Genomic DNA, 14,124 nt, shown 5'->3' on the forward strand with positions numbered 1-14,124 from the left:
TGGCTCAGAAGCCGGGCGGCTCCGTGTAGCTGCCCCACTCGTCGCGCAGGACGCCGCAGATCTCGCCGAGCGTCGCCTCGGCCCGTACCGCGTCCAGCATCGGCGCGATCATGTTGGAGCCGTCGCGGGCGGCGGCCAGCATCGCGTCCAGAGCCGACTTGACCCGGGCGTCGTCGCGGGCGTCCTTGCGGCCGCCGAGCACCCGGACCTGCTCGCGCTCGACCTCGTGGCTGACCCGCAGGATCTCCAGGTCGCCGGTGACCGAGCCGTGGTGGACGTTGACGCCGACGACCCGCTTGTCGCCCTTCTCCAGCGACTGCTGGTAGCGGAAGGCGGACTCGGCGATCTCGCCGGTGAACCAGCCGTCCTCGATGCCGCGCAGGATGCCGGAGGTGATCGGCCCGATGGGGTGCTGCCCGTCCGGGTGGGCCCGGGTGCCGCGCTCCTTGATCTGCTCGAAGATCTTCTCGGCGTCGGCCTCGATCCGGTCGGTGAGCTGCTCGACGTACCAGGAACCGCCCAGCGGGTCGGCCACGTTGGCGACGCCGGTCTCCTCCATCAGCACCTGCTGGGTGCGCAGGGCGATCTCGGCGGCCTGCTCGGAGGGGAGCGCGAGAGTCTCGTCGAGGGCGTTGGTGTGCAGCGAGTTGGTGCCGCCGAGCACCGCCGAGAGCGCCTCGACGGCCGTCCGTACGACGTTGTTGTACGGCTGCTGGGCGGTGAGCGAGACGCCGGCGGTCTGGGTGTGGAAGCGGAGCCACTGCGCCTTGTCGGTCTTCGCCCCGTACGTCTCCTTCATCCAGCGGGCCCAGATCCGGCGGGCCGCACGGAACTTGGCGATCTCCTCGAAGAAGTCGAGGTGCGCGTCGAAGAAGAAGGAGAGGCCGGGCGCGAAGGTGTCGACGTCCAGGCCGCGGGAGAGGCCGAGCTCCACGTAGCCGAAGCCGTCGGCGAGGGTGTAAGCGAGCTCCTGCGCCGCCGTCGCCCCGGCCTCGCGGATGTGGTAGCCGGAGACGGAGAGCGGCTTGTAGGCGGGAATGTCCCGGGCGCAGTGCTCCATCAGGTCGCCGATGAGGCGCAGATGGGGCTCGGGCTGGAAGAGCCACTCCTTCTGCGCGATGTACTCCTTGAAGATGTCGGTCTGGAGCGTGCCGTTGAGCACGCCCGGGTCGACCCCCTGGCGCTCGGCCGCGACCAGGTACATGCAGAAGACCGGAACGGCGGGGCCGCTGATCGTCATGGACGTCGTGACGTCGCCGAGCGGGATGTCCTTGAAGAGGACCTCCATGTCGGCGGCGGAGTCGATGGCCACACCGCAGTGCCCGACCTCGCCGAGCGAGCGGGGGTCGTCGGAGTCGCGGCCCATCAGCGTCGGCATGTCGAAGGCGACGCTGAGCCCGCCGCCGCCCGCGGCCAGGATCATCTTGTAGCGCTCGTTGGTCTGCTCGGCGTTCCCGAAGCCGGCGAACTGGCGGATGGTCCAGGTCCGGCCGCGGTAGCCGGTCGGGTAGAGCCCCCGGGTGAAGGGGTACTCACCGGGCCAGCCGATCCGCTCGAACCCCTCGTACGTGTCCCCGGGGCGGGGGCCGTACACGGGCTCCACCGGATCCCCGGAGAGTGTGGTGAAGTCCGCGTCACGCTTGCGGGCCTTGTCGTAACGGGCCTGCCAGCGGCGGCGGCCTTCCTCGATCGCGTCAGCGTCCATACCATCGAATTTACTAGGACGTCCTAGTAAATGTCGATGGCAAACCGCCCGGTGCTTCGCACGGGGCGGTTCGGGCGGCGCGGACCGGGGTCCCGCCGGGTCAGGCCTTGGCGGTCGCGGGGGCGCCGTCGACGATCAGCGGCTCGACCTCGCGGACGACCTTGCGCTCGACGAAGAACGCGGCCGTCGGGATGGTGCCGGAGATCAGCACCCAGAGGAGCTTGCCCATCGGCCACTTCGCCTTGGAGCCGAGATCGAAGGCGAAGATCAGGTAGATGATGTAGAGCACACCGTGGATCTGGGAGACGACGAGCGTCAGGCCCTCGCCCGTCTCGAATCCGTACTTGAAGACCATGCAGGTGCAGAGCACCAGCAACATGACGGCGGTGACGTAGGCCATCACCCGGTACCGGGTCAGCACACTGCGTTTCATGGCATCGAGACTAACCGGACGACCGGGGCGATCTTGCAGCGGGCCGGGCTCTCGAAACGCCGTTCTACGCCCCGTGTTTCCTTCGCTACGCCTCTTCGAAGTCGTGGGCGGCGACCCGCAGCGGGCGCAGCATCGCGAAGATCTCCGCGCACTCCTCGGCGTCGTACGCCCCGAGCCCGAACTCCATGTCGACCAGGTCCCTGGTCGCCGCCTCGACGACCTCGCGGCCCTTGTCGGTGATGGAGGCGAGGGTGCCGCGGCCGTCGTTGGGGTTGGGGCGCTTGGCGACCAGGCCGGAGCGCACCAGCCGGTCCACGGTGTTGGTGACGGAGGTGGGGTGGACCATGAGCCGCTCGCCGATCTTGGACATCGGCAGCTCGCCGGCCTTGGAGAAGGTGAGCAGCACCAGCGCCTCGTAGCGGGCGAAGGTCAGTCCGTACGGCTTGACCACCGCGTCGACCTCGGCGAGCAGGATCTGCTGTGCGCGCATGATCGAGGTGATCGCCCCCATCGAGGGCACGGGGCCCCAGCGCTGCTGCCAGAGTTCGTCGGCGCGGGCGATGGGATCGAAGGGGAGACTGAGCGGCTTCGGCACGGCACCGACCTTACCCACTGGTCATATGCTGGTCAGCCCCGTCTCGAACTTCGGTCCGAATACGGTGGCCGGGGGCGGTCCTCCTGACCTCCAGGACGAGCGGCAGCAGACAGAGGGCGCCGACCGCACCGGCTCCGGCGACCACCTGGTGCACGGGGAGGAACTCGGCGGCGAGCCCGGCAAGGGCCATACCGACCCCCTGGAGCGTCATCAGTCCGGCGGTGAGCAGGGTCATGGCCCTGCCGCGCAGCGCCTCCGGGACGGCTTCGACGAACCACTGGTCGAGGCCGATGACGTACGCCCCGCCCGCCCCGGCGAGCACCAGCGCGAGCGCGGTCGCGACCATGCCCGGGCGCAGTCCGTACACCACCAGGGGCAGCGGTCCCGCGACGGCGGCCGGCAGCACGACCAGGGCGCGCAGCCGGGAGCCGAGCGCCGTGCCGACGTAGAGTTCGGCGACGATCTGGCCGATGGGCATCGCACACATCAGCAGCCCCAGCGCGACGGGGCCGGCCCCGATCTCGTCCGCGTACGGGGCGGCCAGCGCCTCCGGTGCGACGACGAACAGCGGGGGCACCCAGAAGAGCAGCATCAGCGCGCGGATCCTGCGGTTCCCGAGCAGGTCGCGGGCTCCGGCGAGCGATTCCTTGAGCAGGGCGTCACGACGGCCCCCGTCGGACCTGGCGGGCCGGTCCCGGGTGCCGAAGCGGAGCAAGGCAGCCGAGCAGAGGAAGGTCACCGCGGTGACCGTGATCGCACCCCGGGGCGAGAACACGGCGAGCAGCACCCCACCCGCCCCGAAGCCGGCGAGCAGCGCGCTCTGCGAGACGATCCGCAGCAGCGAGCGGCCGAGGACATAGCGCTCGCCCTCGCCCAGGATGTCCGTGAGCGCGGCCATCCGCGTCCCGGTGAAGACCGGCGAGACGGCGGCGATCAGGCAGCGCAGCGCGAGCAGTCCGCCGACCGGGGTGCCCGGCAGCATCATCACGGTGACGCAGCCGGCACAGATCAGATCGCAGGTGACGAGGACCCGGCGGGCGGGGTAGCGGTCGGCGACCCCGGCGAAGAGGGTGCCTCCCACCAGGTACGGGAGAAGGCCGAGCGCGAAGGTGAGCGCGCCGAGCAGGGGCGAGCCGGTGAGCCCGTACACCAGGACGGTGAGGGCGAGCTCGCTGACGACGACGCCGAGGAGGGAGAGCAGATGCGCGGCGAAGACCGCCCGGAACTCCCGGACGGCGAAGACTGCGCGGTAGCCGCCGGAGGTACCGGCGTCGGCCGCGTCGGGGGCGGTCGCCCCGGGGGCGGGAGGGACCGCGGGGTTTTCGGGGTCTGACGGCATGGTCGCAGCCTGGGGGCCTGCAGCGGCTCTCCGTAGACTTTCGGCCCACACCGAAAGTTACGGGGGGGGCCGCGCATGTCCTTCCAGCTGCACCTCGACGGGGGCGATCTGCTGCGCTGCCGGTTCGCGCTGTCACCGCTCGGCGAGACCCAGGCGGCCGTGCGCGTCCTGGCCCAGCCCGAGCGGCACGGGTACCACCTGCCGTGGCTCCGGCTGATCCGCGACGCGGCCGACGGCCTCGAACTCGGGCCGCTGTGGCAGCTGATGGCACGGCACGGGCACAACCCCGACTTCTTCAGCCCGCCGCCGCCCGGTCCGGTCACCACCTTCGAGGAGGAGATCGCCGGGGTGCGGTCCGTCGATCCGGAGGTCGCCCGCCGGGACATCGCGCTGTCACTGGCCAACCGGCCCGAACTGCTGCGCTCCCCCACCGGACAGGCGATGCTCGCCGATCCGGTCGGGACCGCCCGGTATCTGGCCGGCCTGCTGGAGCAGGCCTGGCGGGTGCTGATCGAGCCGCACTGGCCGCGGCTGCGCGCGCTGCTGGAGGCGGACATCGCCTACCACTCGCGGCGGCTCGCCGCGGTCGGCTTCGAGCGGCTGCTGGGTGAGTTGAGCCCCCAGCTGAGCTGGTCGGATTCGACGCTCACCATCATCGGGACGCGCGGCAGGCACACCCGGGTGCTGGGCGGGCAGGGGCTGGTCCTGATCCCCAGCGTCTTCTGCTGGCCGGACGCGGTCAGCGGCTTCGAACCGCCGTGGCAGCCCGCGATCGTCTACCCGGCACGCGGCATCGGCGGGCTGTGGACGGAACCCGCCGACCGCACCCCGCAGGCGCTCGCCCGGCTGCTGGGGCGCGGCCGGGCCGATGTCCTGTGCGCGCTCGACGAACCAGCCGGCCCGAGCGCGCTCGCGCACCGTCTGGGCCTCGCGGTGTCCTCCGTGTCGGAGCATCTGTCGGTGCTGCGTGCGGCGGGGCTGCTGACGTCGCGCCGGTACGGGCATCAGGTGCTGTACGAGCGGACTCCGCTCGGGATCGCCCTGGCCGTGCCGGAGCGCGGCCGGGCGGAATGAGGCGAGCCCCCGGGCCGGGGGCCGGGGGCTCGTCACGGGGGCGTCGCGGGCGGGGCGTCAGTCCGCGAGGTAGCGCTCGACCGTCTCGACCTTGGAGGTCAGGCCGTCGGTGACGCCGGGGCGGATGTCGGCCTTCAGCACGAGGGAGACGCGTCCGGCGCGGGCCTCGACGGCGGCGACGGCACGCTTGACGACGTCCATGACTTCGTCCCATTCACCTTCCACGGAGGTGAACATGGCGTCCGTGCGGTTGGGCAGGCCGGACTCGCGGACGACCCGGACGGCGTCGGCGACGTACTCGCCGACGTCCTCACCGACACCGAGCGGGCTGACCGAGAACGCGACGATCATGCGCTGACCACGCCTTCGCGGCGGGCGCGGGCGGCGATGACGCCGTCGGCCTCGTAGCGCTTGAGCAGCTTGTCGCCGTACAGCCCGCCGAACGGCAGCAGCGCGAGCAGGAAGAAGAGCGCGACGCGCTTCAGCGGCCACTTGGTCTTGGCCCAGACGTCGAGCAGCAGGACGGCGTAGATCACGAAGAGCACGCCGTGCAGGATGCCCAGCGGCATCATCAGGAAGTCGATGTCGGAGACCCGGCTGAGGACCGAGCCGAAGATGATCAGTGCCGGGAAGGAGAGCGCCTCGGGAATCGAGATGAGGCGCAGCCGGTGCAGGGCGGTAGCGGTCTTGATGTCCACGGGGGCACCTTCGGTGGGAGGACGGTGACAGCTTGTGAATACAGGCACAAGCGGACCCATTGTGACATCGGCGCGGTCGGTGCCCGGCGCCGGGGCCCGATACCGGAGGGTCGCAGGCGCCGGGTCATACGTCCCGGTTGCGTACGGGTCCGGTACCGGATGCGTATCAGGGGCGGTTCGGGGCCGGAGATCCTCCCCCGGGCCCTGTCCGGGCCGGGCGGCCTGGCGTTAACGTCGCTCCGTGGCAATGTTCCGACTCCAAGGCAGCAGAACGCTCGCCGTCGACCTGGCCGGTGACGCCGTCAAGGCGAAGAACGGCTCGATGGTCGCCTACGACGGCCGGATGACGTTCAAGAAGATGACCGGCGGCGGTGACGGGCTGCGCGGCATGGTGACCCGGCGGCTGACCGGCGAGCAGATGTCCGTGATGGAGGTGACCGGCCAGGGCACCTGCTATTTCGCGGACCGCGCGAGCGAGATCAACCTCGTCTCGCTGCACAGCGACAAGCTCTACGTCGAGGCGAGCAATCTGCTGTGCGCCGACGCCGGGCTGCGCACCGGCACCACCTTCACCGGTCTGCGCGGCGGGGCGAGCGGCAACGGCCTGTTCACCACCACCGTCGAGGGCACCGGCCAGGTGGCGATCATGTCGGACGGCGCGGCGGTGGCGCTGCGGGTCTCGGCCCAGTACCCGCTGTTCGTCGACCCGGGCGCCTACATCGCCCACCAGGGCAAGCTCCAGCAGCACTTCCAGTCCGGGGTGAACTTCCGGACGCTGATGGGCGAGGGCTCCGGGGAGTCCTTCCAGATCCGGTTCGAGGGAGAGGGCGTGGTCTACGTCCAGCCGAGCGAGCGGAACACCATCGGGGGCGATGTCTGATGCCGTTCCGCGAGATCAACTCGAAGATGGTCGAGGCGACGGTGGTCCCCGGCCAGAAGATGTACAGCCAGCGGGGCGCGATGCTCGCCTACCGCGGCGAGGTGTCGTTCACGCCGAACATCCAGGGCGGCCAGGGCGGCGTGATGTCGATGATCGGCCGGCGGGTGGCGGGCGAGGCGGCCCCGCTGATGACGGTCGAGGGCAGCGGAACGGTGATGTTCGGCCACGGCGGCCATCACATCCAGGTGATCAATCTGGCCGGGGACACCCTCTGCGTGGAGGCCGACCGGCTGCTCGCCTTCGACGGGACGCTCCAGCAGGGCACCATGTTCATGGGCTCGCAGGGCGGCGTGATGGGCATGGTGCGCGGCCAGGTGACCGGACAGGGACTGTTCACCACCACGCTCCAGGGCCACGGCGCGGTCGCGGTGATGGCGCACGGCGGGGTGATCGAGCTGCCGATCACTCCCGGCCGCGACGTCCATGTGGACCCGCAGGCGTACGTCGCGCACCACGGCGACGTACGGAACAAGCTCTCGACCGCGCTCGGCTGGCGCGACATGGTGGGGCGCGGCTCCGGCGAGGCGTTCCAGCTGGAGCTGAGCGGCAGTGGCGCGGTGTACGTACAGGCCTCGGAGGAGAAGCTGTGAGCACGCCCGTGGTCTTCGACCCGATGACGCTGCCGTCGGACGACAACGTCAACTCGTACACCTTCTGCGTAGAGCTCAAGGGGAGCCAGTGGTTCCTGCAGAAGGGCAAGATGATCGCCTATTACGGGCGGATCGATTTCAACGGCATCGGTCACGGCCGCTTCGAGCGGCTGATCCGTACGAGCTTCCACTCACCGCTGCACGCGAGCGACTGGGTGGTCGCCGAGGGCAGCGGCAAGATGCTGCTCGCGGACCGGGCCTTCGACGTGAACTCCTACGACCTGGACGAGGGGAACCTGACGATCAGGTCGGGCAATCTCCTCGCCTACCAGCCGTCGCTGGCACTCAAGCAGTCGATCGTGCCGGGATTTCTGACCCTGATCGGTACGGGGAAGTTCGTGGCCGCCTCCAACGGCCCGGTGGTCTTCATGGAGCCGCCGCTGCGGGTCGACCCGCAGGCCCTGGTGGGCTGGGCGGACTGCCCCTCGCCGTGCCACCACTACGACCACGGCTACATGACGGGTGTACTGGGCGGACTGCGGTCGCTGACGGGGATCGGGGGCACCTCGGGCGAGGAGCACCAGTTCGAGTTCGTCGGCGCGGGCACGGTGCTGCTCCAGTCGACCGAGATCCTGATGGCCGAACAGCCGACGGGCACGGTGCCGGGGCAGGCCGGGGTTCCGGGCGGGGGCGGTCAACCTGGCGCCTCACCCCGTATGCCCGGTCAGCTCGGGGACCTCCAGCGCCGCTTCGGTTTGTGAACGGTAGGCTGCGGAGCGTGACGTCGAACGTCTGCACCCCGCGGTCGGACCCGTCTCCGGACCGGTGCGGACCGTCACACCCCCCTACTTCGTCCGGCTTTCAACTTCTTAGGTAGAATCCATATATGGAGACCGAGACGGCCACCCGCTGGCTGAACGACGCGGAGCAGTGCGCCTGGCGCACCCACCTGGACGTCAGCAGGCTGCTGATGCACCAACTGGAGAAGGATCTCCAGCCGTTCGGCCTGACCAACAACGACTACGAGATCCTGGTGAATCTCTCGGAGTCGGACGACCAGCGCATGCGGATGAGCGACCTCGCCGCCGCGACGCTGCAGTCCAAGAGCAGGCTCTCGCACCAGATCACCCGCATGGAGAACGCCGGCCTGGTCCGCAGGGAGAACTGCGAGTCCGACCGGCGCGGTCTGTACGCGGTCCTGACCGAGGACGGCGCGGAGACGATGCGCAAGGTGGCGCCGCACCACGTGGCGTCGGTCCGCAAGCACTTCATGGACCTGCTGACGCCGGAGGCGCTGGCGGACCTGCACGCGGCGCTGACCCCGATCGCGGAGCATCTGCGAGGACGACGCGGCAAGGCGTGACCAGCGGCGGGGCCGCGTCCGGCACCGGTGACGCGCACCGCGCGTGACCCCGCCGGCGCGGCGCCCGGCCCGGGCAGTGTTCGGCCGGCGCGGCGTGCGGCCGAGGCAGTGCCCAGCCGGCGCGGCGCTCGCCCGGCACGGCGTTCAGCCGGCGCCGGGCAGCCTGAGCTCGAACCGGGCGCCGCCCTCCCGCGCACCGTCGACCGTCAGCCGGCCCCCGTGCCGGACGGCGACGTCCCGGGCGATGGCCAGGCCGAGACCCGCGCCGCCGTCGTCCCGGGTGCGGGCGTCGTCGAGCCGTACGAAACGTTCGAAGATCCGCTCGCGCTCGTCCGGTGGCACGCCCGCCCCGTCGTCGGTGACGGCGACGACCACGCCGCCCCGCTCCGCCGCCCGCACCGAGACGGTCACCGCGCTCCGCGCATGCCGCTCCGCGTTGTCCAGCAGATTGCCGATCACCCGCGCCAACTGCCCACGCGATCCGGCCACTTCGAAGGGCCCGGAGTCCGGCACCGACACCGTCACCGCGATCCGGTCCCCGGTGCGCTGCGAGACCTCCTCGCGGACCAGCGCGCCCAGGTCCACCACCGTACGGCCCGGCCGCTCCCCCGCGTCCAGCCTGGCCAGCAGCAGGAGATCGGCGGCCAGCGCCTGGAGCCGTACGGTGTCGGCGACCGCGCCCGGCAGGTCCAGCAGCTCCGGATGGGCCGCGCCCACCTCCAGCTGGGTGCGCAACGAGGCGATCGGGCTGCGCAGTTCGTGCGAGGCGTCCGCGACGAACCGCCGCTGCCGGTCGACGGAGGCCTCCAGAGCGGTGAGCGTCTCATTGGTCGTACGGGCCAGCCGGGCGACCTCGTCGCGCGAGCCGGGCTCCGGCACCCGCCGGCTCAGGTCCTCGGACGCGGTGATCGCGGCCATCTCGCGCCGGATGCCCTCGACCGGACGCAGCGCCCGCCGGGTCACCAGCCAGGTCACCCCGGCGACCACGAGCAGCAGCAACGGCAGCCCGATCAGCATCGCGCCGCGCACCGTGCCCACGGCCTCCTGCTCGGCGGCCAGCGGGGCGCCCGCGTGCACGGTCAGCGTCACCCCGGCGGGGGTCGTCGCCCGCAGGGACGCGAAACGGTAGTCGGCCGTCTCGCCGTCCACGTTCGCGGTGCCGTTGGTGAAGTCCGGTTCGTCGGAGTCGACTTCGCCGCGGCCGGGGGCGGGGGTGGCGTGACTGTCGTCGTCATCGCTTCCGTCGTCGCCCCCGTTGTCGTCGTCGCTTCCGTCGTCGCCCCCGTTGTCGTCGCTTCCGCTGCCGGACGTCCCGGCGGCCGGGGCCGGGGCCGGGACGGGCGTGATCCGGTCCGTGCCGGTGCCGGAGATCGCCCGGAGGTCCTCGGAGACGGCGACCACCCGCCCGTCCTCGTCGGTCACCTGGACCGGATGGTCCTCCTCGTCGCGCATCTCCAGCCGGTCGTACGGCACGTCGAGGGCGAGCTGCCCGGCCACTTCCCGGGCCACCACCTCGGCCTGGAGCCCCGCCTGGTCGGTGAGGTTGGCACGAAGGACGAGGAGTACGGAGAGCCCGGCGCCGATCAGGGCGAGGGCGACCACCACGGTGGCGCCGAGCGCGGCCCTGGCTCGGACCGACCTCACAGCGCCTCCAGCCGGTACCCGGCGCCGCGCACCGTGCGGATGGCGGCCGGGCCGAGTTTGCGCCGCAGCGTGCTCACGTACACCTCGACGATGTTCGGGTCGCCGTCGTAGGCGAAGTCCCAGACGTGTTCGAGGATGTCCGCCTTGCTCACCACCTGCCCGGACCGCAGCGCGAGCTGTTCCAGCACCGCGAACTCCTTGGTGGTGAGGGTGATCTCGGCCTCGCCGAGGTGGACGCGGCGGGCGGCGGTGTCCATGCGCAGGGCGCCGACGGTGACCACCGGCGAGCCGGAGCCGCCGCCCCGGCGCCGCAGCAGCGCCCGGATCCGCGCCACCAGCACCACGTACGAGAAGGGCTTGGTCAGATAGTCGTCGGCCCCGGTGTCGAGGCCCTCCGCCTCGTCGTACTCCCCGTCCTTCGCCGTCAGCATCAGGATGGGCGTCTCGTGCCCGGCGGCGCGCAGGGCGGCGCAGACCCGGTAGCCGTTCATCCCGGGCAGCATGATGTCGAGGACGATGAGGTCGTACGCCCCTTCGGCGGCCCGGTGCAGCCCTTCCAGGCCGTCGTGCACGACGTCCACGGCGAAGCCCTCGGCGGTGAGCCCCGCGGCCAGGGCCGTCGCGAGCCGCTTCTCGTCCTCCACGATCAACAGGCGCATACGCACAGGGTCGCAAACCGAACCTGAAGACGGCTTCAGGTGGCTTCAGGCTGCGTTCAGCATCACCCCGGCAATGTGGTCCTCGTCGAAACCGGCCACCCGATCGGGGAGGAACCCTCATGAAGCGCAAGATCGTCATCGCCGCCGTCACCGCGGCCGTGCTCGCCGGCGGCGGAGCCGCCACCGCGGTCGCCTTCGCGAACGACGACAGCCACGACCGCGAGGTCAGGAGCAGCGTGGCGAACGACGGCACCGCCCGGGTCGATGTGAAGGACGCGGTCGCGGCCGCCGTCGAGGCCGTCCCCGGCACGGTCACCGAGGCCGAGCTGGACGACGAGGACGGCGGGCTCGTCTGGGAGCTCGACGTGTACGGCTCCGACAAGGTCTGGCACGACGTGACGGTGGACGCCGGCAACGGCAAGGTACTCGCCAAGCACACCTCCGACGATGACGACGACCACGGCGACGACCGCGACCGGCACGCGCCCCGGTCCGCCGCCGTGTCGCTGGACTCGGCGGTCGACGCCGCGCTGAAGGCGAACCCCGGGACCGTGACGTCGGTCGACCTGGACGACCACGACGGCCGGAGCGGCAAGGCACTGCACTGGGAGGTCGACGTCCGGGGCAAGGACGGCAAGCGGCACGAGCTGAACGTCGACGCGAACACGGGCAAGGTGACGGCGGACCGGTCGGACGACGGTCACGACGACGACCGTGACGGGGACGACGACTAGGACGCTTCCCCAGCGGACCGTCAGGGCGCGTAGGCGGAGACGACCGTCCCTTCGTCGAAGCCCACGAACACCACGTCGCCCCGGGCGATCAGCGAGACCGATGCCGGGTCGTGCCGGGCTCCCGGCCCGCCGGGCCACTCGGCGAGCAGGCTTGAGCCCGTGTCGTCCGCCTCCTCCGTGGAGTCCATGGCGAACGCGTCGATCCCCTGTTCGCCCATGACGACGGCACTCTCACCGGCCAGGACCGGCGCGCCCGAGACGTCCAGTCCCTCGCCGCCGTCGTACGTCGCCCAGTACTGCCACCCGTCGGCCAGTCCGAAGGCGTACACCCGGTTCCGGCTGCTCACCACGACCTTGCCGTCCCGGGACACGGCGGGCCGGTAGGTGATGTCCACGCCGGCGGCGACCGAGCGGCGGTTCTGCGGGGCCGTCACATCGACGACCGTCAGGCCGTTCGAGCCCGCGCAGAGGAGTTCCTTGCCCTTCAGGACCGGCGTCCGGCAGGTGATGTCACCGGCACCGATGGCTGCCAGCCGTGCGCCGTCCGCGCCCTTGAGGACGGTGACGCCGTCTCCGACCGCGACGAGCCGGCCGTCCGCGAAGGACAGTTCCGCCTCGTCGGCCGGGTCGTCCCACGGCTTGTCCCACTTGCGGGTCTGCTTGCCGGTGAGCTGGTGGGCGAGGAGCCGGGACGCGCCCGTGCCGGTGGCCCTCGTGGCGTAGTACAGCATTCCGTCCGACTGGACGGAATCGGTCATCCGGGTGCCTTCGGGCAGCGGCTCCCGCCACTTCCGCGCACCGTCGTCCAGGCCGAGCGCCACCAGGGCACCGTCCTGGAAGGCGTAGACGGTGGTGCCGATGACGGCGGCCACCGAGGCCGGTCCGCTGCCCGCCCCGCCCGGCGCGGTCCGCCAGCGCTGTCCGCCGTTCGCGGCGTCCAGCACGGTGATGCGCTGCGGGCCGCCGCAGACCAGGGACGTGTCCGCCAGCACGCACTCCACCGGCCCGTTCTCGACCTTGGTCTTCCACGCCTTCCAGCCCGCCGGCTTCCTGGAGACGTCGGTGGCGGCCGCCCCGAAGTCCCCGGTGTGGCCCGCGTCCGCGCCCGGAATGACCGCGGGCCCCGCCTTCGTCCGCGCGGCGTCCGAGGCGGAAGCGGTCGGCCCCGCACCGCCACCGGTTCCGCCCGCGTTGTCGTCGCTCCCGCCGTCCCCCTCGAAGAGTCCCGGCAGCAGCACCGCGCCCAGCACCACGCACACCACCGTGGCCGCCGCCGCCAACGCGATCCACAGCCCCTTGTTGCCCTTCCGGTCACCCGGTACGGCCACCGGCACGACCGGCGTCGGGGCGAAGGCGGGCCCGCCGGGGTGCGGGGCGGCGGACGGGGCCGGCGGTGCGGCGGCGGCCGGAACGGCCGCCTCGGCTGCGGCGCGCGCCGCAGCCGCGTGCGCGGCGAGCTGCCCCCGTACCGCTTCCGTCCAGGGGAAGGCTCCTGGGGTCGCCCGGGCGGGCAGCAGCAGCTCGGCCAGCTGCTGCGGCGTCGGCCGGGCCTCGGCCTCGCTGCGCAGGCACTCCTCGATCACCGCGCGCAACTGCGGTGGCACACGGGAGAGTTCGGCCTCGCCCTGGGCGATCCGGAAGATCACGGCGGCCATGTCGGAGTCGTCGAACGGGCCCCGGCCGGCCGCCGCGAAGGCGAGCACCGCACCGAGGCAGAAGACGTCCGACGCGGGTACGAGCGCCCGTGAGCCGTTGACGTGTTCCGGCGAGATGTAGCCGGGGCTGCCGACGACCACACCGGTGCGGGTCAGCTGGGTGGCGTCGAAGGCCTGGGCGATCCCGAAGTCGATCACCTTCGGCCCGTCGGCGCCGAGCAGCACGTTGCCCGGCTTGAGGTCGCGGTGGAGTACGCGCACCGCGTGCATGTCGGCGAGCGCGCGGGCCAGACCGGCGCCCATCTCGCGCACCACCGGCTCGGGCATCGGCCCGCCCCGGATCACCGCCTCGGCGAGCGAGGGGCCGGGGACGTACTCGGTCGCCAGCCAGGGCAGCCGGCCGCCCGCGTCACCGCCGACGAGGGACGCGGTGTGCGGGCTGCGTACGGCGCCCGCCGCGTCGATCTCACGCCGGAAGCGGATCCGGAAGCCGTCGTCGAGGTCGAGATCGGCTCGCACCGTCTTCAGCGCGACCAGCCCGGAGAGGGGGTCCGGCGCACCGGCGGGCCGGGCGAGATACACCTCGCCCATGCCGCCCGCGCCCAGCAGTCCGAGAAGCTGGTACGGGCCGATCAGCCGGGCTCTGCCGGGTGGAAGCGGCTCGATCACTGCGCGGTCCCCTCAAGCGGTTCGTC

General features: G+C 71.8%; 15 protein-coding genes. 6 read left to right on the top strand and 9 right to left on the bottom strand.

Going from position 1 to position 14,124, the window contains the following annotated elements; genetic code table 11:
- Positions 1 to 4 precede the first annotated feature (4 nt).
- The 4 genes from ACFYY7_RS08485 to ACFYY7_RS08500 form a co-directional block, all read right to left on the bottom strand.
- The gene (locus ACFYY7_RS08485) at positions 5 to 1,705 is read right to left on the bottom strand and encodes a methylmalonyl-CoA mutase (protein ID WP_383715320.1); all 1,701 of its coding nucleotides are present in this window, start codon (positions 1,703 to 1,705) and stop codon (positions 5 to 7) included.
- Positions 1,706 to 1,805: 100 nt separating this feature from the next.
- On the bottom strand, positions 1,806 to 2,138 hold the full coding sequence (locus ACFYY7_RS08490; RefSeq protein ID WP_266729642.1) for a DUF3817 domain-containing protein: 333 nt from the start codon (positions 2,136 to 2,138) through the stop codon (positions 1,806 to 1,808).
- An 85-nt stretch (positions 2,139 to 2,223) separates the two neighbouring features.
- Complete coding sequence (locus ACFYY7_RS08495; RefSeq protein ID WP_356086444.1) at positions 2,224 to 2,733, bottom strand: MarR family transcriptional regulator; 510 nt, start codon at positions 2,731 to 2,733, stop codon at positions 2,224 to 2,226.
- Positions 2,734 to 2,743: 10 nt separating this feature from the next.
- On the bottom strand, positions 2,744 to 4,072 hold the full coding sequence (locus ACFYY7_RS08500; RefSeq protein ID WP_388658720.1) for an MFS transporter: 1,329 nt from the start codon (positions 4,070 to 4,072) through the stop codon (positions 2,744 to 2,746).
- 75 nt (positions 4,073 to 4,147) lie between these two features.
- Here ACFYY7_RS08500 and ACFYY7_RS08505 point away from each other — a divergent pair, with 75 nt between their 5' ends.
- Positions 4,148 to 5,146 carry a DUF5937 family protein gene (locus ACFYY7_RS08505; protein WP_388658723.1) on the top strand — a complete coding sequence of 333 codons (999 nt, stop codon included), beginning with the start codon at positions 4,148 to 4,150 and terminating at the stop codon, positions 5,144 to 5,146.
- Positions 5,147 to 5,203: 57 nt separating this feature from the next.
- On the opposite strand, the gene ACFYY7_RS08510 is transcribed toward ACFYY7_RS08505, so the two are convergent.
- Positions 5,204 to 5,497, bottom strand: a complete 294-nt coding sequence (locus tag ACFYY7_RS08510) for an MTH1187 family thiamine-binding protein (protein WP_014048385.1) — start codon at positions 5,495 to 5,497, stop codon at positions 5,204 to 5,206.
- On the bottom strand, positions 5,494 to 5,844 hold the full coding sequence (locus ACFYY7_RS08515; protein WP_093544066.1) for a DUF3817 domain-containing protein: 351 nt from the start codon (positions 5,842 to 5,844) through the stop codon (positions 5,494 to 5,496). The genes ACFYY7_RS08510 and ACFYY7_RS08515 overlap by 4 nt, the downstream gene beginning before the upstream one ends.
- Positions 5,845 to 6,091: 247 nt before the next feature.
- Here ACFYY7_RS08515 and ACFYY7_RS08520 point away from each other — a divergent pair, with 247 nt between their 5' ends.
- From ACFYY7_RS08520 to ACFYY7_RS08535, 4 genes are all read left to right on the top strand, one after another.
- Positions 6,092 to 6,724: an AIM24 family protein gene (locus ACFYY7_RS08520; RefSeq protein WP_388659754.1), complete on the top strand. Its 633-nt coding sequence runs from the start codon at positions 6,092 to 6,094 to the stop codon at positions 6,722 to 6,724.
- Positions 6,724 to 7,374: an AIM24 family protein gene (locus ACFYY7_RS08525; RefSeq protein ID WP_388658726.1), complete on the top strand. Its 651-nt coding sequence runs from the start codon at positions 6,724 to 6,726 to the stop codon at positions 7,372 to 7,374. The genes ACFYY7_RS08520 and ACFYY7_RS08525 overlap by 1 nt, the downstream gene beginning before the upstream one ends.
- Positions 7,371 to 8,135 (top strand): AIM24 family protein, encoded by a 765-nt coding sequence (locus ACFYY7_RS08530; RefSeq protein ID WP_388658729.1) that lies wholly within the window; start codon positions 7,371 to 7,373, stop codon positions 8,133 to 8,135. The genes ACFYY7_RS08525 and ACFYY7_RS08530 overlap by 4 nt, the downstream gene beginning before the upstream one ends.
- Before the next feature lie 125 nt (positions 8,136 to 8,260).
- Entirely contained in the window at positions 8,261 to 8,737 is a 477-nt protein-coding gene (locus ACFYY7_RS08535) for a MarR family winged helix-turn-helix transcriptional regulator (RefSeq protein WP_266729648.1), read from the top strand.
- A 144-nt stretch (positions 8,738 to 8,881) separates the two neighbouring features.
- Here the strand turns inward: ACFYY7_RS08535 and ACFYY7_RS08540 are convergent, their stop codons facing one another.
- Together ACFYY7_RS08540 and ACFYY7_RS08545 are read right to left on the bottom strand one after the other, a co-directional pair.
- Complete coding sequence (locus tag ACFYY7_RS08540; protein ID WP_388658732.1) at positions 8,882 to 10,381, bottom strand: ATP-binding protein; 1,500 nt, start codon at positions 10,379 to 10,381, stop codon at positions 8,882 to 8,884.
- Positions 10,378 to 11,040, bottom strand: a complete 663-nt coding sequence (locus ACFYY7_RS08545; RefSeq protein WP_351265598.1) for a response regulator transcription factor — start codon at positions 11,038 to 11,040, stop codon at positions 10,378 to 10,380. Before ACFYY7_RS08545 ends, ACFYY7_RS08540 begins: the two co-directional genes overlap by 4 nt.
- A 119-nt stretch (positions 11,041 to 11,159) precedes the next feature.
- Between ACFYY7_RS08545 and ACFYY7_RS08550 the strand changes: the two genes are divergently transcribed.
- On the top strand, positions 11,160 to 11,774 hold the full coding sequence (locus ACFYY7_RS08550; RefSeq protein ID WP_388658735.1) for a PepSY domain-containing protein: 615 nt from the start codon (positions 11,160 to 11,162) through the stop codon (positions 11,772 to 11,774).
- Positions 11,775 to 11,794: 20 nt separating this feature from the next.
- Here the strand turns inward: ACFYY7_RS08550 and ACFYY7_RS08555 are convergent, their stop codons facing one another.
- On the bottom strand, positions 11,795 to 14,098 hold the full coding sequence (locus ACFYY7_RS08555; protein WP_388658737.1) for a protein kinase: 2,304 nt from the start codon (positions 14,096 to 14,098) through the stop codon (positions 11,795 to 11,797).
- Positions 14,099 to 14,124: the final 26 nt, after the last annotated feature.

Origin of the sequence: Streptomyces sp. NPDC001933 (assembly GCF_042890955.1) — a bacterium.
Classification (GTDB): domain Bacteria; phylum Actinomycetota; class Actinomycetes; order Streptomycetales; family Streptomycetaceae; genus Streptomyces.